Source organism: Flavobacterium sp. DSR2-3-3, assembly GCF_049896585.1.
Taxonomy (GTDB): domain Bacteria; phylum Bacteroidota; class Bacteroidia; order Flavobacteriales; family Flavobacteriaceae; genus Flavobacterium.
Genome location: NZ_JAFCUP010000011.1, coordinates 29,924 through 51,612, shown reverse-complemented (window position 1 = coordinate 51,612; position 21,689 = coordinate 29,924). Strand labels below are relative to the sequence as shown.

The 21,689-nt window shown below is 34.4% G+C and carries 23 protein-coding genes and 1 tRNA gene; 12 read left to right on the top strand and 12 right to left on the bottom strand.

Features of this window, described 5'->3' with window-relative positions:
* Window positions 1–17: 17 nt before the first annotated feature.
* A tRNA-Val gene (locus tag ACP7AQ_RS13680) sits at window positions 18–92 on the bottom strand.
* Between the two features lie 87 nt (window positions 93–179).
* Window positions 180–1,400 (bottom strand): bifunctional folylpolyglutamate synthase/dihydrofolate synthase, encoded by a 1,221-nt coding sequence (locus ACP7AQ_RS13675; RefSeq protein ID WP_426095857.1) that lies wholly within the window; start codon window positions 1,398–1,400, stop codon window positions 180–182.
* Between the two features lie 128 nt (window positions 1,401–1,528).
* Between ACP7AQ_RS13675 and ACP7AQ_RS13670 the strand changes: the two genes are divergently transcribed.
* Together ACP7AQ_RS13670 and ACP7AQ_RS13665 are read left to right on the top strand one after the other, a co-directional pair.
* Window positions 1,529–2,224 (top strand): MotA/TolQ/ExbB proton channel family protein, encoded by a 696-nt coding sequence (locus ACP7AQ_RS13670; RefSeq protein WP_426063381.1) that lies wholly within the window; start codon window positions 1,529–1,531, stop codon window positions 2,222–2,224.
* A 1-nt stretch (window position 2,225) separates the two neighbouring features.
* Complete coding sequence (locus tag ACP7AQ_RS13665) at window positions 2,226–2,621, top strand: ExbD/TolR family protein (RefSeq protein WP_426095856.1); 396 nt, start codon at window positions 2,226–2,228, stop codon at window positions 2,619–2,621.
* Between the two features lie 223 nt (window positions 2,622–2,844).
* Here the strand turns inward: ACP7AQ_RS13665 and ACP7AQ_RS13660 are convergent, their stop codons facing one another.
* From ACP7AQ_RS13660 to ACP7AQ_RS13650, 3 genes are all read right to left on the bottom strand, one after another.
* A complete protein-coding gene (locus ACP7AQ_RS13660; protein ID WP_426091921.1) occupies window positions 2,845–3,744 on the bottom strand; it encodes an energy transducer TonB in 900 nt (299 codons plus the stop codon).
* A 431-nt stretch (window positions 3,745–4,175) separates the two neighbouring features.
* Window positions 4,176–5,402, bottom strand: coding sequence for a Glu/Leu/Phe/Val dehydrogenase dimerization domain-containing protein (locus ACP7AQ_RS13655; RefSeq protein ID WP_426095855.1), 1,227 nt, complete (start codon window positions 5,400–5,402; stop codon window positions 4,176–4,178).
* A gap of 67 nt (window positions 5,403–5,469) precedes the next feature.
* Window positions 5,470–6,540: an anhydro-N-acetylmuramic acid kinase gene (locus ACP7AQ_RS13650; RefSeq protein WP_426095854.1), complete on the bottom strand. Its 1,071-nt coding sequence runs from the start codon at window positions 6,538–6,540 to the stop codon at window positions 5,470–5,472.
* A gap of 88 nt (window positions 6,541–6,628) precedes the next feature.
* Here ACP7AQ_RS13650 and ACP7AQ_RS13645 point away from each other — a divergent pair, with 88 nt between their 5' ends.
* The 6 genes from ACP7AQ_RS13645 (at window position 6,629) to ACP7AQ_RS13620 (ending at window position 12,059) form a co-directional block, all read left to right on the top strand.
* On the top strand, window positions 6,629–7,768 hold the full coding sequence (locus ACP7AQ_RS13645) for an acyl-CoA dehydrogenase family protein (RefSeq protein WP_426095853.1): 1,140 nt from the start codon (window positions 6,629–6,631) through the stop codon (window positions 7,766–7,768).
* Window positions 7,769–8,118: 350 nt separating this feature from the next.
* Complete coding sequence (locus ACP7AQ_RS13640) at window positions 8,119–8,607, top strand: DinB family protein (protein WP_426095852.1); 489 nt, start codon at window positions 8,119–8,121, stop codon at window positions 8,605–8,607.
* A complete protein-coding gene (locus ACP7AQ_RS13635; RefSeq protein ID WP_426095851.1) occupies window positions 8,595–9,305 on the top strand; it encodes an NRDE family protein in 711 nt (236 codons plus the stop codon). Before ACP7AQ_RS13640 ends, ACP7AQ_RS13635 begins: the two co-directional genes overlap by 13 nt.
* A 22-nt stretch (window positions 9,306–9,327) precedes the next feature.
* Window positions 9,328–10,377, top strand: a complete 1,050-nt coding sequence (locus ACP7AQ_RS13630; RefSeq protein ID WP_426095850.1) for a D-alanine--D-alanine ligase — start codon at window positions 9,328–9,330, stop codon at window positions 10,375–10,377.
* Between the two features lie 4 nt (window positions 10,378–10,381).
* Window positions 10,382–11,029 (top strand): hypothetical protein, encoded by a 648-nt coding sequence (locus ACP7AQ_RS13625; protein ID WP_426095849.1) that lies wholly within the window; start codon window positions 10,382–10,384, stop codon window positions 11,027–11,029.
* Between the two features lie 58 nt (window positions 11,030–11,087).
* The gene (locus tag ACP7AQ_RS13620; protein WP_426095848.1) at window positions 11,088–12,059 is read left to right on the top strand and encodes a M28 family peptidase; all 972 of its coding nucleotides are present in this window, start codon (window positions 11,088–11,090) and stop codon (window positions 12,057–12,059) included.
* Here the strand turns inward: ACP7AQ_RS13620 and ACP7AQ_RS13615 are convergent.
* Entirely contained in the window at window positions 12,052–12,630 is a 579-nt protein-coding gene (locus tag ACP7AQ_RS13615; RefSeq protein WP_426095847.1) for a GNAT family acetyltransferase, read from the bottom strand. The two genes, ACP7AQ_RS13620 and ACP7AQ_RS13615, sit on opposite strands and share 8 nt — an antisense overlap.
* 130 nt (window positions 12,631–12,760) lie before the next feature.
* On the opposite strand from ACP7AQ_RS13615, the gene ACP7AQ_RS13610 reads away from it, so the two are divergent.
* The 4 genes from ACP7AQ_RS13610 (at window position 12,761) to ACP7AQ_RS13595 (ending at window position 15,382) form a co-directional block, all read left to right on the top strand.
* Window positions 12,761–13,438, top strand: coding sequence for an SDR family NAD(P)-dependent oxidoreductase (locus ACP7AQ_RS13610; protein ID WP_426095846.1), 678 nt, complete (start codon window positions 12,761–12,763; stop codon window positions 13,436–13,438).
* Window positions 13,439–13,468: 30 nt separating this feature from the next.
* Window positions 13,469–13,699: a four helix bundle protein gene (locus ACP7AQ_RS13605; RefSeq protein ID WP_426095845.1), complete on the top strand. Its 231-nt coding sequence runs from the start codon at window positions 13,469–13,471 to the stop codon at window positions 13,697–13,699.
* A gap of 156 nt (window positions 13,700–13,855) precedes the next feature.
* Window positions 13,856–14,458, top strand: a complete 603-nt coding sequence (locus ACP7AQ_RS13600) for a SprT-like domain-containing protein (RefSeq protein ID WP_417973265.1) — start codon at window positions 13,856–13,858, stop codon at window positions 14,456–14,458.
* A 255-nt stretch (window positions 14,459–14,713) separates the two neighbouring features.
* On the top strand, window positions 14,714–15,382 hold the full coding sequence (locus tag ACP7AQ_RS13595) for an outer membrane beta-barrel protein (RefSeq protein ID WP_426095844.1): 669 nt from the start codon (window positions 14,714–14,716) through the stop codon (window positions 15,380–15,382).
* Window positions 15,383–15,533: 151 nt separating this feature from the next.
* Here the strand turns inward: ACP7AQ_RS13595 and ACP7AQ_RS13590 are convergent, their stop codons facing one another.
* The 6 genes from ACP7AQ_RS13590 to ACP7AQ_RS13565 all read right to left on the bottom strand — a co-directional run bounded on the left by ACP7AQ_RS13590 (window position 15,534) and on the right by ACP7AQ_RS13565 (window position 21,676).
* Window positions 15,534–16,295 carry an ABC transporter ATP-binding protein gene (locus ACP7AQ_RS13590; RefSeq protein WP_091203698.1) on the bottom strand — a complete coding sequence of 254 codons (762 nt, stop codon included), beginning with the start codon at window positions 16,293–16,295 and terminating at the stop codon, window positions 15,534–15,536.
* Window positions 16,292–17,041, bottom strand: a complete 750-nt coding sequence (locus ACP7AQ_RS13585; protein ID WP_426095843.1) for an MlaE family ABC transporter permease — start codon at window positions 17,039–17,041, stop codon at window positions 16,292–16,294. The genes ACP7AQ_RS13590 and ACP7AQ_RS13585 overlap by 4 nt, the downstream gene beginning before the upstream one ends.
* A 78-nt stretch (window positions 17,042–17,119) precedes the next feature.
* The gene (locus tag ACP7AQ_RS13580; RefSeq protein ID WP_426095842.1) at window positions 17,120–17,968 is read right to left on the bottom strand and encodes a glycosyltransferase family 2 protein; all 849 of its coding nucleotides are present in this window, start codon (window positions 17,966–17,968) and stop codon (window positions 17,120–17,122) included.
* Entirely contained in the window at window positions 17,968–18,492 is a 525-nt protein-coding gene (locus ACP7AQ_RS13575) for a methyltransferase (protein WP_426095841.1), read from the bottom strand. Before ACP7AQ_RS13575 ends, ACP7AQ_RS13580 begins: the two co-directional genes overlap by 1 nt.
* A 234-nt stretch (window positions 18,493–18,726) precedes the next feature.
* Window positions 18,727–19,785, bottom strand: coding sequence for a 3-oxoacyl-ACP synthase III family protein (locus ACP7AQ_RS13570; protein ID WP_426063403.1), 1,059 nt, complete (start codon window positions 19,783–19,785; stop codon window positions 18,727–18,729).
* Window positions 19,786–20,125: 340 nt separating this feature from the next.
* Window positions 20,126–21,676, bottom strand: coding sequence for a DUF6770 family protein (locus ACP7AQ_RS13565; RefSeq protein ID WP_426091905.1), 1,551 nt, complete (start codon window positions 21,674–21,676; stop codon window positions 20,126–20,128).
* Window positions 21,677–21,689 lie beyond the last annotated feature (13 nt).

Sequence of the window (21,689 nt, the reverse complement as noted above, 5' to 3'; positions counted from 1 at the left end):
TCTAATGAAGTTATTTGTGGGCGATGAGGGGTTCGAACCCCCGACCCCCTCGGTGTAAACGAGGTGCTCTGAACCAGCTGAGCTAATCGCCCTAATGCAATGTTAGTTACTTTCGTTTCCGTTATTGCGTTTGCAAATATACATCACTTTTCTAAATTTGCAAGTAAAAACTAAAAAAATTATAAAATTTCTGCAACTACAAAGGTGCTTCCGCCAATATATATAAAATCAGATTTCCCGGCGGTTTCAATTGCTTTTTGATAAGCCGCTGGAACAGAATTATATACTTCTCCTATTAATTCGAAAGTTGTTGCTTTTTGTTTTAGAATTGCAGCGTCTAGTCCGCGAGGAATATTAGGTTTGCAAAAGTAATACTTGGCTTTTTTGGGAAATAAAGGTAAAATTTCTTCCAAATCTTTGTCGCTTACAGCTCCTAAAACGATATGTAGATCATCAAATTCTTCTTTTTGTATTTGTTTTAAAACAATTTCCAATCCATTTTTATTGTGTGCGGTATCGCAAATAACTTTTGGAAATTCATTTATCTGTTGCCATCTGCCTTGAAGGTCTGTGTTTGTTACAACTTGTAATAATCCGGATTTTATGTTTTCTGGAGTAATTATAAATTCCTTTTGGGCATTTAAAACGGCAATGGTCTGTAAAACTGTTTTCTTATTGTGCATCTGATAATCACCAATTAAATCAGAAGGATAGGTTTCTAAAATTAAATCAGAAGCAAAATATATTTTCGAGTTGCATTCTGTAGCTTTATCCAGAAAAACTGGTTTGGTCTCAGGTGTGTATTCGCCAATTACTACTGGAATATCAGGTTTTATGATGCCCGCTTTTTCAAATGCGATGGCATCAAGTGTGTTGCCCAAAAACTGGATGTGATCCATTCCTATATTTGTTATTACTGAAACTAGAGGGGTAATGACATTGGTTGCATCCAGCCTTCCGCCCATTCCCACTTCAATAACGGCGATGTCTATTTGTTCTATATAAAAATAATCAAAAGCCAATCCAACGGTCATTTCAAAAAAACTCATGTCATTTGATTCAAAAAAACTTTTGTGTTTATTGATGAAATTAATAACGAATTCCTCAGAAATATCTTTTCCGTTAATTTTAATGCGTTCTCGAAAATCTTTTAGATGTGGGGAAGTGTATAATCCAACTTTATAACCCGCTTCTTGAAGTATGGATGCCAACATGTGTGAGGTCGAGCCTTTTCCATTAGTTCCCGCAACATGAATACACTTAATTTTCTCCTGTGGATTTTCAAGGTGTGCTAAGAGTAAATGCGTGTTGGTTAAATCTTTTTTGTAGGCCGAAGCGCCCTGAAGCTGGTACATCGGGAGCTGATTAAACATCCAATTTGTGGTTTCCTGATAATTCATTTTTGTAATAAAATAGGGTTGTTTAAAATATTTTTCGATTTTTTTAGTTTAATAGTACATCGAAAAGTATCTTTAGTGCAAAATTGAAATAATTTTTAGAATTAATGATTGAAATACAATAATATTATATGTTTAGTTTTATACAATTACAGGCCGACACCATTACCAACGCTGCTTCAAACGTAGTTATCGAAAAAATTGCTCCAAATACCGAAATATCTACTTTAGGATTTCTTTTGAAAGGCGGTGTGTGGTTGATCCCAATTGGGATTTTATTATTTTACACTTTTTATTTGATCATTGAACGCTATTTGTATGTCAGTAAAGCATCTAAAATTGATACTCTTTTGATGCGTGATGTACGCGATAATTTAAATTCCGGAAATCTTGATTTGGCTCGATCTATTGCAGAACGAAATAGTAGTGCCTCAGGCAATATTATCAAGGAAGGAATTTTGGTTATTGGCAGACCTATTATCGAAATTGAATCCAATATGGATCGTGCTGCCGATATCGAAATTGGAGAAATGGAAAAGCATCTAGGCCATCTGGGACTTATTGCCGGAATTGCGCCCACTTTAGGGTTTATTGGAACAATCTCAGGAGTTATAAAAATATTTTACAGCATTTCGGTAACTGAAAATATTAGTATTGGTAATATTTCCGGAGGATTGTATGAAAAAATGATCAGTAGTGGTGCTGGATTAATCGTTGGTATTATCGCCTACAGCGGGTATCATTTATTAAACGGCAAGATTGATAATTTTGCTTTAAAAATTCAAAAACAAATATTAGAGTTTGTAAATATTATTCAAAGATCGTAACATGTCTATAAAACGTAAAAGAAGATTTCATGCCGAGGTCGCGACTTCTTCATTAAGTGATATTATGTTTTTTCTGTTGTTGTTTTTCTTGATTATATCAACCTTGGCTAATCCTAATGTTATCAAGATGACGTTGCCAAAAGCACAATCCAACGAGAAGACAAACAAGCAATACATTAGCTTATCCGTTACTGAGGATAAAAAATTCTACATTGACAAACAGCCTGTTTCATTTAAAGAACTGGAAAGGACACTGATGTCTAAAATGAGCTCAACCAAGGACCAAACGGTAATTGTTCGTATTCCATTTAATTTGCAAGTACAAGACTTAGTCGATGTACTGCAAATAGGAGTGAAGAACAATCTGAAGTTTGTGATTGCTACCAGTCCCAAGTAAGGCATTGCTTGTTTTTACGAAGCAATTCTTTATTTGGGCGTGACCACAATAGGAAAAGGGGCTAATCAACTTTATGCTGATTAGCCCCTTTTCATATTGCGGTCGGGCTATCCGCAGTACTTCGGTACTTGCTGCTATCCCTCACGCAGATTCGTGATCTGCCAGATTATTTGCGATGACAAGAATAGTTACTGTTTACAAAAAACTACTACTCCTAATTGTTTTAATTCAAATTGAAATTATAAACAATCTTTCCGACTTGTTTTTCCGGAGCATCGCTGCTGGCATCCCATCTCGTATTCATAGCAGCAATTCGGGCTTGGTCTAGTAAACATTTTGCGGTATTAGTGGTTCCTTTTACACCGGCAACAGCATTTACAGTCCTTCCAGATCTATCTACCGATACTTCAACAACAACTTTTCCTTGTTCATTACACGTGTATTTTGGCGCGGGTTTAGAAACTGCTTTTCTGTTTCCTAACGAATATCCAACGCCGCCGCCAGAACCACTCCCTGTTCCGCCGCCGCTTCCGGAGCCATAGCCGCTTCCAGTTCCTATTCCGGTTCCAGTGCCGTTTCCTCCACCTGTTCCTCCACCAGAACCACCTGTTCCATAATAACCGTTAGAACTTAAGCTTCCGTTAGATTTTCCTTTGTTCCCAGCTGTTTTATCATCCCCGTCACCGCCTTTATTGGATCCTTTCATGATGCTGGATAAAGCATCATTGGTATTGTTAGAAACTTTAGGTTTTACAACCACGGGTTTTGTTTCTTCTTTTACGACTACTGTTGGTTTTTTAGTCTTTTCTTTCGTCGGAATCACGACACTTTCCTCGCTGCTGTTTTCTTGCGATAAAATAGCTTCGTCCGGAGTTGATTTTGCAGGCGTTTGTCTGGTTTGGTTTTTTACTTCCAAAATTTCACTCTTATAATCTGCTCCAGAACCGAAATCGCTGTCGCCAAAATTCACAGTAACGCCACCGCCACCTCCGCCACCGGCAAGTTCATCCATGTTTGCAGGAGGCCAAAATCGGATGAAAAATAATATCAACAACATTGTCGCATACAAAAGAATGGATAGTGCTAAGGATTTCTTTTGATCTGATGAAATGGTGGAACTCATTTGTATTTTAAATTTTAAAAAGTGTATTACTAAAAAACGTTGAAAAGTACTAAAAATTGTTAAGAGTAAAAAGCTACTTCCGGAATATAAATAAGATCGCTTTCGCTTAAAACTAAAAATAAGAAAAGGGATTAAATAGACTATAAAATCTGCTTAATCCCAGTTCCGATAAATATTAAAGAATAATCCGTTGGATAATAGTAATAAAAATTTAAATTAATTTTAAACAAAAAAATTGAACCACATAGAAACATAGAAACATAGAAACATGGAAAAATAGAGTCAAATAGCCCAATTCTTGGGTTCACCTAGCTATGGTTTTTACTAAAAAAGTGAAACGACTTCCTTGATGTAAAAATCTATGTTTCTATGTGGTTAAAAAATTACACAAATTGAATTACACCTAACGGGTTAAAGAATACTATTTTAATTTAAGTAAGCTGCTTTAATGCAATTTCAAAAGCAGTGGCACTAATATTTGTTTTACTTGAATTTAAAGCATGCGTTTTTTCGATTGCTTTTTTGATGATTTCTGAGGTGTCTTGGAAGATAGCTTCATCTGTCATTTGTACTTTCTTTTCCATGAAATAAGCAAAAACACGCGCCATCCCACAATTAGAAATAAAGTCAGGAATCAAACTCACTTTATGATCTACATCTTCCATAATTGGTCCGAAAAAGATTGCTGCATCGGCAAAAGGTACATTCGCACCACAGGAAATTACTTCAAGACCATTTGCAATTAAGTTGTCAATTTGTGATTGAGTGACCAATCGGGAAGCGGCACACGGAGTGAATATTTCAGCACCGATTGTCCATATTTTTTGATTGATTTCTTCAAACGGAATCATGTTTTCGGCAACCAGTTTGTTTCCGTCTTTGGCTATAAATAAAGCTCTAATTTCTTCGAAAGAGAATCCTTCTTCATTTATTAATCCACCATCTCTGTCGATAATACCAATTACTTTAGCACCCATCTCGGCTAAGTAAAATGCGGCAGCTGACCCTACGTTTCCAAAACCTTGAACGATTGCTTTCTTTCCCTTTACATCTCCACCATAAATCGTGTAATAATTACGAACGGCTTCAGCAACACCATAACCAGTAATCATATCGGCAACAGTATATTTTTTGGAAACATCAGGTGAGAATTTTGGATTTTCAATCACCTTCACCACACCTTGACGCAATTGCCCTATTCTGTTGATTTTATCTGCTTCGGTCGGTTTGAAATGTCCGTTAAAAACACCTTCTTGGGGATGCCAAACGCCACATTCCTCCGTCATAGGAATTACTTCGTGAATTTCATCTACATTCAAATCACCGCCAGTTCCGTAGTAACTCTTTAATAAAGGAGAGACGGCTTTATACCAACGTTGTAAAACGCCTTTTTTTCTTGGATCATTTGGATCAAAATTAATTCCAGATTTAGCGCCTCCGATTGCAGGTCCAGAAACCGAAAATTTCACTTCCATGGTTTTTGCCAAAGACAAAACTTCATTCATATCCAACCCTTTTCTCATACGAGTACCACCACCGGCAGCGCCACCACGTAGCGAATTAATGACTGTCCATCCTTCAGCTTCCGTTTCTGTATCTTTCCAATGGAAAACTATTTCAGGTTCTTTATTTTCGAATTTCTTTAATAAATCTTTCATTTGTTGCGATATGTTTAATTTTGGCAAATATAAAAAATAGAATAATGTGAATTATCTATTTTTAATTTTATTTAGGAGAATAAATAGTTCCAGAACTGTGATCTTTTTTTGCTCCTGTAACGCTATTCAAAACATTGATTTCTCCTCGTAATTTTAAAACACCGAGTAATGCAAAAATCAACGCTTCTTTGAATTCCAATATTTTAGCTGAAGGAATTATGATTTTCATTTCTGGTAAATGGTACTGAATTCTTTCGATGAGAAAATCATTGTAAGCGCCACCGCCAGTTATGAAAAGGCTGCCGTTTTTTTTTGGCAAAGCCAAAGTAATTTGCAAAGCCACGTGTTCCGTAAAGGTGTGTAATTTGTCTTTTATTGGAATAAAATAGCTTTCGAAAATAGGCAAAATAGTTTCTTTTACAAATTCGAAACCCAATGATTTAGGATGTTTTTTTTGGTAATAATCCAAATCATTTAATCCATTTAATAAATCTTCGTTACAAATTCCGGTTCTTGAAATACTGCCTTTGTCATCATAATCCAATCCCAATTGATTGGCATAAAAATTTAAAACAGTGTTCACAGGTGAAATATCAAAGGCGATTCTTTTGTTGTTTTGTTCAAAAGATACATTCGAAAAACCACCTAAATTCATGCAGTAATCATATGCAGGAAATAAAATTCGGTCACCAATAGGTACCAAAGGCGCTCCTTGACCGCCCAGTTGTATATCCTGAACCCGAAAATCACAAACTACCGTTTGGTTAATTAAGCGAGCAATTTCAGGCAAGTTGCCAATTTGTAAAGTAAATCCGTTTTGTGGTTGGTGTAAGATAGTGTGTCCGTGCGAACAAACGGCGTCGAGATTTTTTACGTCGTATTTTTTAATAAAACTTGAAATAATCGTACCCAAAAGTTGCGTATAGTCTTGATCCAATTGCTTTAGTTGAGTTTTAGAAAAATCGACGGCTATTTTTAATTTGTTTAACCAATCGGTTGTATAAGAAATAGTTTCAGATTCCAGGATTTCAAATTCCCACTTATTATTTTTTACAGTAAAGACAATGTGTGCCAAATCTACGCCGTCCAGCGAAGTTCCGGACATGACTCCTATTATAGTATAGTTTTCTTTAAACATAGGCTAAATTTACGAAATCGTTTGAAATCTGATATTTAATAATTACTTTTGATGACAAATTTAAGAACAATTAATTTACAATTAAAATATGGATTTTAATCTAACCGAAGAGCATTTAATGATTCAGCAAGCCGCTAAAGATTTTGCAGTAGCAGAATTATTACCGGGCGTAATTGAACGTGATGAACATTCAAAATTCCCAACTGATCAGGTAAAAATGATGGCCGATCTAGGTTTTATGGGAATGATGGTAGATCCTAAATATGGTGGATCTGGTTTGGACAGCATTTCTTATGTTTTGGCAATGACAGAAATTGCAAAAGTTGATGCTTCGGCAGCTGTAATCATGTCAGTAAATAACTCTTTAGTTTGTGCTGGTCTTGAAAAATATTGCAGTGAAGAGCAAAAAATGAAATATTTAGTGCCGCTTGCCAAAGGGGAAGTGATTGGTGCTTTTTGTTTGTCAGAGCCAGAAGCGGGAAGCGATGCGACTTCGCAAAAAACTACAGCTATTGATAAAGGCGATCATTATTTGTTGAATGGAACTAAAAACTGGATCACTAATGGGTCAACTGCATCCACTTATTTAGTAATTGCCCAAACGGATATTGAAAAAGGACACAAAGGAATTAATGCTTTTATCGTTGAGAAAGGTTGGGCTGGATTTGATATTGGTCCAAAAGAGAAAAAAATGGGAATTCGTGGAAGCGATACGCATTCGTTAATGTTTACGGATGTAAAAGTTCCTAAAGAAAATAGAATTGGTGCCGACGGATTTGGATTTGCTTTTGCAATGAATGTTTTAAACGGCGGAAGAATAGGAATTGCCTCACAAGCGTTAGGAATTGCAACTGGTGCTTATGAAATTGCATTGAAATATTCGCATGAGAGAAAAGCCTTTGGAAAAGAAATTTTTAACCATCAGGCAATTGCTTTTAAACTGGCTGATATGTACGTCAAAGTAACTGCAGCAAAATTATTGGTGATGAAAGCGGCTTGCGAAAAAGATGAAGGTAAAGATATTGCGCATTCTGGAGCGATGGCAAAATTGTACGCCTCAGAAATTGCTTTAGAAGTGGCCAATGAAGCTGTTCAAATTCACGGTGGAAATGGTTATGTAGCAGAATATCATGTGGAACGTATGATGCGTGACTCTAAAATTACTCAAATTTATGAAGGGACTTCTGAAATACAACGAATTGTAATTTCAAGAGGATTAGTTTCGTAAATAAAACAAAATAATTATAGAAATCCTTTCTAATTTCGGTTGGAAAGGATTTTGTTTTTTTAATATATTTACGGAAAGAATTTTTTTTAGACACTATTAAATTTAAAAGGCAATGCGGAGTTGATTGCGACTATTTTAATTTTAAACCGAAGAACTCCGTTGTTTGGTGCTGCAGTGTGTTGCGGAAATGCGGTTAATTCAATCTTTGTTACTCTGTTTGTACTTAAAAAGGAAGTAAAAATAATGGTGGCGCACTTTTTATTTTGGCACTAATTACCTTTCTTTGTTGTGTTATTTTAGTTTTTAAGGATAGAAATAATGTAATGAATTTGTTGAATTAAAATATAAATATGCTGATACCTTCCATTAATAATAGTTTAAGAGAACTAATTGATTTGCTGAATCAATTGTCGCAAGAAGAATATTCCAGTTCTTGTGCGGAATTGAGTAATGCAACTATTGGGGAGCATACCAGACATATTCTTGAGATGTTTCAATGCTTAGAAAATCAATATGATTCAGGTCTTGTAAATTATGATAAAAGGGAACGAAATACCCGTATTCAAACAGACACCATTTTCGCTATTGAAAATATTGTTTCGATTCAACAAAATTTAGACAAAAAAAATAAAAACCTCGAGCTGTTGCAAATCATTGACGGAGAGGAAATCCGAATTGAAAGCAACTATTTTAGAGAATTATTGTATAATCTGGAACATTGCATTCATCATCAGGCGCTTATAAAAGTGGCTATTTTGCAATGTGAAACAGTGACAATTGATCCTAATTTTGGCGTTGCGCGCTCCACAATACAATATAGAAATCAATGTGCACAGTAAGTTTTGTAGCAACGAATGATAAAATTATCATTACCTCCAATCGGGATGAAAAAACGGTACGACCGAGCGCAATACCACCAAATAATTATATCGTAAACGGAAAAAATCTTATTTTTCCAAAGGATCCAAAAGCCGGAGGAACTTGGTTTGTTGCAAATGCGGATGGAATAATTTTGGTGTTATTAAACGGTGCTGATGAAAAACATGAAGTAAAACTTCCGTATCGAAAAAGTCGTGGTTTAATTGTTTTAGATCTGATTAGCAGCTTTTCGCCAAAGGATTTCTGGACCGAAATTGATTTGGAAAACATAGAACCTTTTACTTTAGTTTTGTTTCAAAACAATGCGCTTTTTCAATTGCGCTGGAATGGAGAAGAAAAGCAAACAACTCCTCTTGATGTTCATCACAATCATATTTGGTCTTCCTCAACTTTGTATTCGCAATCGGTTCGTGAAAAACGAGACAATTGGTTTCATGCTTTTATGGATGATAATTCTGAAATTTCCGAATCAAAAATACACAATTTTCATCGTTACACCGAAGAAGGAAATGATGAAAACGGTTTGGTTATCAATAGAAATGACGAGATGAAAACGTTGAGTATCACGCAATCGGTTATTGAAAAAAATAAAGTAGCTGTATTGCATTACGATTTAATTGCACAGCAGGATTTTTCGACCTCATTTATCACTGTTTAAAGAACTTAATTTGACCCGAGTTATGACGAACAGGCGAAGCAAACTACTTTTTCATAAAATTACGCATTGGGAATATTGGCCTTTCCAGATTGTTTACATTCCTATTTATTTTCTTTGGTCCTATTATTCTATCAAGGCAAAATCTATTTTTTTCTTTAACGCTTCAAATCCAACCATAAAAAATGGCGGTTTTATGATGGAGTCCAAAAAAGAAATTTATGATTTGATTCCACAACAGTATTATCCAAAAACGGAATTAATAAAAGAAGGAACTGCTCTGGAAGAAATTTTAAATTTGATTGAAGTAGCACAAATTAAGTATCCTTTGATTGCAAAACCGGATATTGGACTGCGAGGATCTGCAGTAAAAAAAATCAATTCGATTACCGATTTAAAAGAATATGCTAATAAAGCAAATTTTGATTACGTAGTGCAGGATTTAATTCCTTACGAGAACGAAATTGGAATTTTCTATGTGCGTTATCCTCATGAAAAAGTGGGCAAAATTACAGGAATAGTTTCTAAAGAATTTTTGATTATCACTGGAAACGGATTCTCTACTATGCAAGAATTAATCAAAGAAAATCCGCGGTACGAAATGCAGTTAAAGGTTTTAAAACAGGAATACGGTAAAAAACTACTTGATATTCTTCCAAAAGGAGAAAAACTAAATTTGGTGCCTTACGGAAATCATGCAAGAGGCGCAAAATTCATTGACGGAAGTCAGTGGGTAACCCCGAAATTGACACAAACCATCAACGAAATGTGCTTACAGATTCCGGGTTTCTACTTTGGGAGATTGGATGTGATGTACCATACAGTTGAAGAATTAGAACAAGGATTACACTTCTCGATTGTGGAGTTAAATGGTGCCGGAAGCGAGCCCACGCACATTTATGACCCAAAACATTCTTTGTTTTTTGCATGGAAAGAACTCGCGCGTCACATTACGTATATGTATGAAATCAGCGTTGCAAATCATAAAAATGGTGTTCCCTATTTACTGCACAAAGACGGGATGAATGAATATAGAATGCACTTGGAACAAAGCAATAAAATTATAAATTTCTAAAATAATGAAAGCAGTAAAGAACATTTTTGTTGGTTTTTTAGTGAGCTTTATTGGTTCGATACCGCTGGGATATTTGAATGTTATTGGTTTTGAAATCTATTCAAAATTTGGAATGAACAGTTTGATTTTCTTTTTGTTCGGCGTTATTTGCGTGGAAATGTTTGTGATTTATTTCACTTTAATTTTTGCAAAGCAATTGGTCAACAATAAAAAATTAATGAAGTTTATTGATTTTTTTGCCGTTTTCTTTCTATTGATTATTGGCTATTCTTTTTACGCCAGCGCCAATCAAACAACGGAACAGCAAGGTGTATTTGAAAAATATGCAATGTATTCTCCGTTTCTAATCGGTGTTTTTTTGAGTGGGATCAATTTTCTTCAAGTGCCATTTTGGACCGGTTGGAATCTGTATTTGATTAATGGGAATTATATTTCCATTGTAAATAAACTCAAACTGTATTATATTGCAGGGACTTTAATAGGTACGTTTCTTGGAATGCTCACTTTGGTTTTGATATTAGACAAGTTATCTCAAAAGACAACCAGCTTTTCTAAATATGTAATTCCTGTTGTGATTCCGTTGTTTTTTGTAGTTTTAGCCTTTGTTCAAATGATTAAAGTGTACAAAAAATATTATCGAAAAAGAATCTGAATATATAACTTTAATGTTAATACATTGCTGTCTTTATTAACCAAAATCTACATTAATTATGAAAAAAGTTTTTCTGTTACTTCCATTTCTTTTCTTGTGTTGCAAACAAATTTCGTCGATTGTAAATGAGACCGAAACAAGTGAACCGTTGTCAATTGCATATAGAGTAAAAGAAAATGACGTTGCTAAAACATTGAAATATTTAGCTTCGGATGACTTAGAAGGCAGAGAAACAGGAAAAGCGGGAATGGTAAAGGCTGCGGATTATTTAGAACAATTTTTTAAGGATAACAATGTAAAACCGTATTTCAAATCGTATCGTGATACGTTATCAACTTTTAAGGAAACGGCCTTTAATGTTGTAGGTGTTGTTGAAGGAAATGACCCAGTTCTAAAAAATGAATTTATAATTTTAAGCGCGCATTACGATCACATTGGTTTGGATAAAAAGGGGGTGAATGGAGATTTTATAAACAATGGTGCTAATGATGATGCTTCTGGAACAACTGCAGTTGCTGAAATGGCAAAATATTTCAGTATCGCCAAAAATAATAAACGCAGCATTCTTTTTGTGTTTTTTGCAGGAGAAGAAAAAGGCTTGTTGGGTTCTAAACATTTAGCGAAAAAACTGAAAGCACAAGATTTTAAATTGTATGCCCAGTTCAATATTGAAATGATTGGTGTGCCGATGAAAAGAGATTATCTAGCGTACATTACCGGTTTTGATAAGTCGAATATGGCGGGAAAAATCAACGAATACACAGGAAAAAACACCATTGGTTTTCTTCCAAAAGAAGCCGAATATAAATTATTTTACAGATCAGATAACTACTCTTTTTACGAACTTTTTAAAGTGCCTTGCCAATCTGTGAGTACTTTTGACTTTGAAAACTTTGAGTTTTATCATCATGTTTCGGATGATTTCAGTGCTATGGATATTCCGCACATGACTTCTTTCATTCAAGAATTATTACCGGCTGTTACTAAAATGGCAAACACACCAACTAAGGAAATCATAATGCTTAAATAGTTAAAGAAACCGCCTGATTCATATCGTAAGCCAAAATTAAATAATCATTGTTGTTGAATTGAAAATCCCCAATAATGGTCCATTTTAGTTTTTCGGTATGTGCTTTGGTGGATGGAATATTGATTTTATTGATAAAAGTCAATCCCAATGGGTATTTATAAAGCATGTGTGTTCTCATGAATTCGAACAGCGGCGTAATCAAACCTTTTCCACGATATTTCTTGTGAATACAAATGGGGCCATATTGAAAACTATTGGTTGTGTTGATGTCAAAATCTAAAAAGGTCAGTTCGGGAAACAACGAACTCATGTAATTAAAAATGGGCCATTGTTTGAAAAAATCCCAACTTCCCGTAAAAACATAAGCAATGATTTTGTCATTGTCTTTAGCAATAAACAATTCTGATTTTTGAATAACTTCGGTTAGTTGTTGAGTCGTAAATGGCGTCGTAACAAAGCCGGAAGCTTTTTCTTCTTGAGATAAATTAGCAACAAGATACAATTCCTGTAATGCCAATACGCCATCAATGTCACTCATTTTTGCAATTTCGAATGTAATTCTTTCTGTCATTTTCTAGGAATTCGGATGTTAATTTACTTTGCCAAAAATAAGTAAAATTACAGGAAACTTTAATTTTTATTAGAGCAAGAATCCTTTGTGTAAAGCATTACTTTTTACCGTTTTTGTTTATTTTTGCTCTATGAAAAATATTATCATCACAGGAACGAGTAGGGGAATAGGATTTGAGTTGGCATTGCAATTTGCCAACGCGGGACACCAAGTTTTAGCCATTTCCAGAAAAATTCCAGAAGCTTTATTAGGAAACCAAAACATCACTTGTCTTTCTGTTGATTTATCCAGTGAATCTGAATTGGAGAAAGTAACTGATTTTCTTTCCAAATCTTGGAAACAAATAGACGCAGTCATTCATAATGCGGGAAGTTTATTGTTGAAATCCTTTTCAGAAACCACTCAGGAAGATTTCGAGAATATATATAAAGTCAATGTTTTTGGAGTTGCTAATTTGACCCGAATTTGTTTGCCTTTTTTACAAAAAGGAAGCCATGTGGTAACGATAAGTTCTATGGGCGGAATTCAGGGAAGTTTGAAGTTTGCCGGACTTGCTGCTTACAGTTCGAGTAAAGGAGCCGTTATTACATTATCAGAGTTGTTAGCTGAAGAATACAAAGAGCGTGGGATTTCTTTCAATGTTTTAGCTTTGGGTTCGGTGCAAACTGAAATGCTTGCTGAAGCTTTTCCAGGCTATCAAGCGCCAATAAGTGCGAGTGAAATGGCAAATTATATTTATGATTTTACTTTGACCGGAAATAAATATTTCAACGGCAAAGTGTTGCAAGTTTCTTCTACAAATCCATAACTTAGAGTTATAAGTTTTAAGTTATGAATTATGAGTGAAAGTATTGTAAAAACAAAGAGTTTTGAGTTGGCAATTAGAGGTGTGAATTTTTATAAATACTTGGTCGCTGAAAAGAAAGAATATATTATGAGTAAACAATTTTTGCGATCCGTTACTTCAGTTGGTGCAAATGTCCGTGAAGCTGTAAATGCGCAAAGCAAGCCTGACTTTATTCATAAGTTGTCAATAGCCCAGAAAGAATGTGATGAATCTCTTTATTGATTAGAACTTTTAAAAGAAACCAATTATATTTCCGAGTTAGAATTTGAATCGATTTACCAACAAAATAATGAAGTTTTGAAAATTATACGAAGTATTATAATAACCTCTAAAAAAAACTCATAACTCATAATTCTTAACTTATAATTTGCAATTGTTTTGAGCGAAACCTTAGCCAGATACATTCCAGAGCATGCGGTAAAACCCGTTTTCGAACTTATTGTTGCCAATCAAGTACATCTTAAGATTGTCAACGAAAGACAGACGCGTCATGGTGATTATCGAAAAGGTTTGAACGGAAAGCATGAAATCACGGTAAATTCAAATCTTAATAAATACAAGTTCTTGATTACGTTAATTCATGAAATCTCGCATTTGGTTGCGTTTGAAAAATTTGGCAGACACATTAAACCGCATGGAAACGAGTGGAAATATTCGTTCCAACGGTTGATGATTCCTTACATTCGACCGGAAATCTTTCCGAATCATTTGCTGCCGTTGTTGGCGAGACATTTCAAAAATCCAACAGCCAGCAGCGATACTGATGCTACTTTGGCTTTGGCACTGAAACAATTTGACCAGCAAAATGATAAAAATTATGTATTTGAAATCCCTTATGGAAGTGTTTTCCGAATCCAAAACGGAAAGATTTTTAAGAAAATAGCTGTAAGAACGAAGCGTTTTGAATGTCTCGAAATGAGTTCCGGGAAAACCTATTTATTTAATCCAAATGCTGAGGTCGAGCTGTTGAAATCAAGCTAGCTTTTTACTTTTTTAAATACGCTTCACGTACTTTTTGGGATGTACAATAATTCTATAAAAACCTCATTATTAATTGCTTATTTTGCTACTTTAAAAGGAAAAAGGTTTTTTACGATAATTCTATGTAAATTTTATCTTATATTTACAGTGCTTTCTCTACTTCACATAAAAGAATATAATTATGAAAAATCTACGATTCCTATTCGCAACTATGCTCATATTGTCTAAAATTTTATCATTTTAGTTAATAGAAATATGAAAAATGCAATCATTCGTTTCGTATTTATCTTTATACCTTTTTTGATAAACGCACAAGAAACTGCAGAAACCGCAATCGTCAATCCAAAAGGGAATTGGTATTTTGGTGCAGAAATGGGTTCGAATACCATAACCTCTTTCAAGCTAAGCGAGCCCAATAAATCATTTCAGGGAGGAGTTTTGGCAGAATATTACACGGGGAGTCATTGGAGTTTGAGTGGACGAATTAAATATTTTGAAACCGGAGTTTCATTTTACAAACCAGATACACATAGTGGAAGTTGGTTTGATTTGGGTAGCGATGCGTATTCTGGTATTTTTAAGGGAGCCGTTGTTTCTATTCCTGTAGCTATAAAATGGGAGTTTAGAATTTTTAAAAACCTTAGCGGAAGTTTGAAAATGGGGTATGCGCACAGTTTTGAAACCAAAAGTAGTTATACCAATTACTCTAAGAATTTAAAAACTGACTATCCGAAAAATTATGGAAGTTCAATTTCAGGATTGGGTTTAAATTATTTTTTGAACAATAAAACTGCGATCTATGTTGATTTTGAAACCTATTTTGGTGGACGAAAAGCAAAAATACCAGCGCTTATTTTTGACAATGATCAACATGTTATGAATAATCTAATCAACATTGGTGTGAAACATGACTTTAAAGAATAGATATATGCAAATACAATTATTTGTTTCGTATTTATCTCTGTCTAAAATCATTGTCAGCAAAAAATCATTTTGGATTACGTAGTTGCGTAATAACCTTTGTCAAATATATTGTTGCTGTTTATGAAAAAAGAGCATTTGATTTAGAGTGTTTTTACTCTTTCAAATACGCTTCCCGTACTTTTTTGAATAAATTTGAAGAATAAACAAAGGCGACAACAGCCTCATTATCGGTTCTGAAAATTTCTTCTTTGTTTCCTTCCCAGGCTTTTAAACCATCTTTCAGGAATAGAATTTTCTCTCCAATTTCCATCACGGAGTTCATATCATGCGTGTTAATAACAGTTGTGATATTGTATTCTTCGGTGATTTCTCTGATAAGATTATCAATCAAAATAGCTGTATTGGGATCTAAACCAGAGTTAGGTTCATCACAAAATAAGTATTTGGGATTGTTTACAATGGCGCGGGCAATAGCAACGCGTTTTTGCATTCCGCCAGAAATTTCCGAAGGTAATTTTTTGTGTGCTTCTGTTAGATCAACTCTTTTTAATACAAAGTCAACGCGCTCCTGAATTTTTTTATTATTGTCTTTGGTGAACATTCGTAACGGAAAACCAACATTTTCCGCCACAGTCATGGAATCAAACAAAGCGCTTCCTTGAAAAACCATTCCGATTTCAGTTCGTAATTCTCGTTTCTCATCCGGATTTAATTCGGAGTAAATTCGGCCATCAAATGAAATAGTTCCAGATTCTGGAGTATGAATGCCTAAAAGGCTTTTTAGTAGAACCGTTTTTCCAGATCCACTTTGTCCAATTATCAAATTCGTTTTTCCAGTTTCAAAAACCGTTGAAATACCCTTGAGAATTTTGTTTCCGCCAAACGATTTTTCTATATTTTTTACTTCTATCATGATCCTAGTAACAACTGTGTTAATATATAATTGAAAAGTATTATGGAAACCGATGTCCAAACAAAGGATACAGTACTGGCTTTACCTACCTCGAGTGCGCCACCTTTCATGTAATAACCATGAAAAGAAGGGATTGTGGCTAATAGCATCGCAAAAATTAATGTTTTGATAAAAGCGTAAACAATATGAAACGGAATAAAATCCATTTGGGTTCCATTTATAAACTCAGCGCTTGAGATAAAACCGCCATATACACCAGCCATCCAACCGCCCAAAACTCCCAGGAACATTGCGATTCCTATCAGGAAAGGGTATAGTAACAACGCTATTATTTTAGGGAAAACAAGGTAGTTTAAGGAATTTACTCCCATCACTTCTAAGGCGTCGATTTGTTCCGTAACCCGCATTGTCCCTATACTGGAAGTGATAAATGACCCCATTTTTCCGGCCATAATAACGGAGATAAAAGTGGGAGCAAACTCTAATACTACCGATTGTCGTGTAGCAAAACCAATAAGATATTTTGGAATTAAAGGATTGGTTAAATTAAGTGCTGTTTGAATGGCAACAACACCTCCAACAAAAAAAGAAATGAAGGCAACTATACCAAGAGAATCAATGATCAAATCATCAATTTCTTTAAAAATTAGCTTTTTCATTACAGACCATTTTGTCTGTTTGTTGAAAATTTCTTTAAGCATTAGAAAGTATCTTCCTATTTGCGTTACATAGCGGATGAGCATCATAAGTTTTTCAATTATGGGCTAAATTACAAAAAATGTCAGGAGTTATCCTTTTGATTCAGGAGTTTTTGATTTTTAAAGTTAAAAAAGCTTTTCCTTCATTTTCTTCAGCCGATAGTTGCGAATGAATTTTGCTTGTTCTGTGGTTACTAGCAAAGGAGTTTTAGCCGTTTTAGCTTTCCAGAAACCTTTGATATAATCGAAAAAGAGTAATGGTTTTTTTTTCATCATCGCCAGTTTTGCTGAAGCGATACAGGTGATAAGAAAGCCGTAACCTAAAGTGTAAAATGCCTCGCCTTGTTTGTAACGGGCCGTTTTGTTGTAGTTTGCTCCAGTTGGTTTTAAATGTTTCACGATTAATGAAGCATCCGTAACCACTTTCCATCCATGAAATTTTGACAATAATTCATCAACGGTATCCCAACCCATAGCGGGTTTTAAATTCCCTATCTGCTCGAAACATGCTTTTCTGTAGGCTTTGAAGGCACCACGGATATGGTCTTTATCGGTAAGATTTTCTAAAATCCATTTGCCGTTTTTTTCAATATAAGCAAATCCGCCAGCCATTCCTATCGAAGTATCTTTTTCGAATATGGTTAAGATTGTTTCAAAATAATTGTTGGGTAGAATCAGGTCGGCATCCAGTTTTACGATAACGTCATACTCTTTATCCAAAGTTTCATACCCTTTTTGAAAAGCCTGAATGACTTTGCTTCCCGGCAAATGAATCGCTTCAGAGGTTTTATTTACCAAAGTGATAAACGGATTTTGTTTAGCGAAAGCAGTTACGATTTCGGCAGTTTTATCCGTAGAATTGTCATTGACAACAACAACTTTTTTGGGTAAAACGGTTTGCGAAATCAAAGAATTTAAAGTTAAAGCGATAAATGCTTCCTCGTTATGCGCCGGAATGACAATATAATAATTCATTATTTTATTTTTTCGGCGTAAACGATATAATATCTTGGGGTGAATTTTCTTAATAGTGGTCTGATACCAAATTTGTTAACGGGATTGGTCCATTTTTCTCTGTCGATTATTTTCCAGCCGGTTTTCTCCAAAAGCCAATCGAGTTGCCAATCTTCAAATTCATGGTAATGTCTGTCCCACATGTCCGTTTTACTGCGGTAAGCTGGTGAAAACCACAAACGCAATGGAATAGAAATAAAAAGTTTATCAGTTTTGATTTCACTTAAAATGGTGAAAGGATTCAGTAAATGTTCAAAAATTTCGAAAGCAGTTACTACATCCTTTTTTTCATTTGAAAATACGGACTGGTCCAAATCTAAATCTTCTCCAGTTGTATTAGAAACGGAAAATCCCTCGGATTTCATGATTTTAGAAAAAGGATTTTCAACACCTAAATCTAATATGGTCTCCGATGTTGAGACATGTTTTTTTAGGAATTCTAAAGTGTGTTTGAATCTTTTATTGGGAAACGTTTTTTCGTACATGTTTTTTGGATTTTGCCGCAAGGGCACAAAGGCACAAATATAGTAATAAATGTGTTTTTTGGCATTGTTTTTTAGCCCGGATGGGAATGAAAATCCCGGAGCTTCAGAATGTAGTTTTTCAAGGTACAAAAAGCGACTAAAAGAAGCTTTCTTGTACCTTGGAAAAACAAATTTTGTAGTGAGGAATTGCAATGTACAGCCGGATTAGCTCTTCAATAACATATTCTAAAAGAATTAATATCGATATATAAAGGCATTGATGTTCATTCCTGCTCCAACAGAAGCGAAAATCATTACATCACCTTTGTGTATTGTTTGATTTTCAATTTCGCCGCGAATTAACAAGTCAAAAAGCGTTGGGACGGTAGCCACACTGCTGTTTCCCAGTTCATGGATGCTCATGGGCATAATGTCTTTAGGAACAGATCTATCGTATAATTTATAAAAACGTTGGATTATCGCTTCATCCATTTTTTCGTTGGCCTGATGGATTAGAATTTTTTTCACGTCGTCAATGCCAAGTCCGCTTTTGTCCAAACAACTTTTCATGGCTGCGGGAACTTGATTTAATGCAAACTCATATATTTTGCGTCCGTACATTTTTATGTAGCGCGTATCTGGATCTAAATCAGGATTGTATGATTTTCCGAAGAACAAATACCCCGCTTCGTCATTTGCATACGTTGCACTTTCATAAGCTAGCATTCCAGTTTCGTCATCTGAAGCTTCAATAATAGAAGCGCCGGCTCCGTCTGAATAAATCATAGAATCCCTGTCGTGCGCATCTACCACTCTAGAAAGGGTTTCAGAACCTATAACTAAACAACGTTTTGCCATTCCGGATTTGATGAACGCGTTAGCTTGAAGCACTCCCTCAATCCAACCGGGACAGCCAAAAAGGATATCGTAAGCGACACATTTTGGATTTTTTATCTGTAATTTATTTTTGACGCGGGTGGCTAAACTAGGAAGCATATCAGATTGAATTGTTCCGTGTTTTACATCTCCAAAGTTGTGTGCAAATATAATGTAGTCTATAGTTTCCGGATCAATTCCAGCATTTTGTATGGCTTTTTGCGAAGCAAAAAAAGCCAAATCAGAAGAATTTAAATGGTCTTCCGCATAACGCCTGTGTTCTATGCCGGTAATGCTTTTAAATTTATTAATGACTACTTCATTTGGGTAGGCGAAATCTGTTCCGTCTTCATTCAAAAAAACATGATTATTAAAGTCAGTGTTGCTTACTTTTTTCTCAGGAATATAACTTCCTATTCCAGTTATTTTTATTTTCATCGGTTTGGGTTTCCAAAAATTTAGGCTAATTTAATGATAAATAAATTAGTACACTCACAAAATTTACTATGCATGCATATAATTATGATATAATAATTTATTAGCAAAAATATTGATTATTGTGTCACGAAATGTGATAAATAATGCGATATTTATTTCCAATGCTTGCAATTGATAAAATTTTTTTTTGACAAATCGAACTCGATAATTTTTAAGCGTGAAAATTTTTAATATACTTATGTGTTTATTTTTGCGCTACGTTTGTTTTGAAAGAAAACAAAAATTAGATAGTGTAGTATCAATACTAAAAAGAGCCACTAACGAGTGGCTCATATAAGGACTATCTGATATTTATTTTTTCTAGATGTATATTTATTTCCTTTAATTTTTTATCATATTCCAATAATAAAACATTTCCAACCTTAGCAGGTAAAACTCGAAAATCTTTATTGTTAGTATCGCTTTCTAAGTAAATTTTATCTTCAGAGAGTTCTCCATTATCACAAATTATAGTTTTAAAAGCATTTTTGTTTTTCTCGCCTTTTATTCGTTCATAATCTATAAAACAAGCGTAGAAACGATCATTTGTTTTGTCTATTTGGGTATATTCGTAATCAAATGCTCCAAAAGATTTTAATGCATGTGCATTTAATTGTGGGCTACCAAAATCAGATAAACTGGGCGCTCTTGATTTTCCTTTTTCAAATTCTTGAATTCCCGTAAGTTTGAAATCGGAATTGAATTTAAAGACCACAGAATTTGCAATTGTAAGTTGCGTAACACTTGCGCCGCCACCGCCACCGCCACTTAATAAGGATAATGTTGTAAGTGCTATGCCTCCAGCATTGGCGGTTCTTTTATAAAATTCACCAATTGCATAATACTCGTTGTTATTTGTTTTTGCAATATTGTGGAAATAGATGTATCCCTTGTCTTCAATGTAATTTCCATCGACTTTTGCAATTTTTGCAACATCTTCTTTCCAACTGGTAAAATTTTCTTTTAAAGTTTTGCCGGATAAATCGACAACTTCAGTAAACAGACCTAAACTTTTATCGCCAATGATATTATCACCTTCGTTAAAATATTCTCCCATTAAAACGACATTATTGTCTTTGTCCAAGAAGGCATTATTAATTAAGCGGGGCTTGCTGTTTTTACTATATTCTTTTTCGTACAACAAAACACCAGTATTTACATCGATTATTTTTGTTTTTAATGTAATTTTGCGAGATAAAAGTCCTGGTTTTGATGTTTCTAAAGCAACAATTACTTTTTCATTTACTTCAATAGGATTTATTGCCATCATTTCTTTGGAATCATCTGGAGAATTGTATTCCCAAGATTTTCCGCCATCAGTTGGGTAATATTTCAATGAATATCCAATTTTTTTATTATCTTCAAACTTGTTGAAAAGAAATCCTTTATTCTCTACAGGAAATAAAATATTAAAATCACCTGTTTGTTGCATGTATTGTATGTATCGGATTTCTTTACTTTCTAAAGAAATGTCAACAGTGGGTAATTGGTTGACTTTTTTATCATAGCTAAGCAGGCTGATTTTTTTTTCTTTAAAATTAGCCATTGCAAACATTATTCCTTGATTGTTAAAGCTGCTTTTCATTAACAAAGTATTTTTATTGTCGATGTAAGTTTTCTTTGCAACTTCAACCAGATTTTTGTCTAAAACTTGAATTGCAAATTCGCGGTCACCTTTTTTTAGTTTGTCTAATTCATAGAAAAAATAATAACCATCAACATCTTTCTCTTTGTTTAGGATTGCACCTGAATTTTTTACTTTAAAAGTATTGACTTCGTTGATTTTTTTCTCTTGTGCAAAAGTTAAATTTGCCGCTAATGTGATTAAAAGTAATGTACTGATTCTTTTCATAATTGGTTTGTAT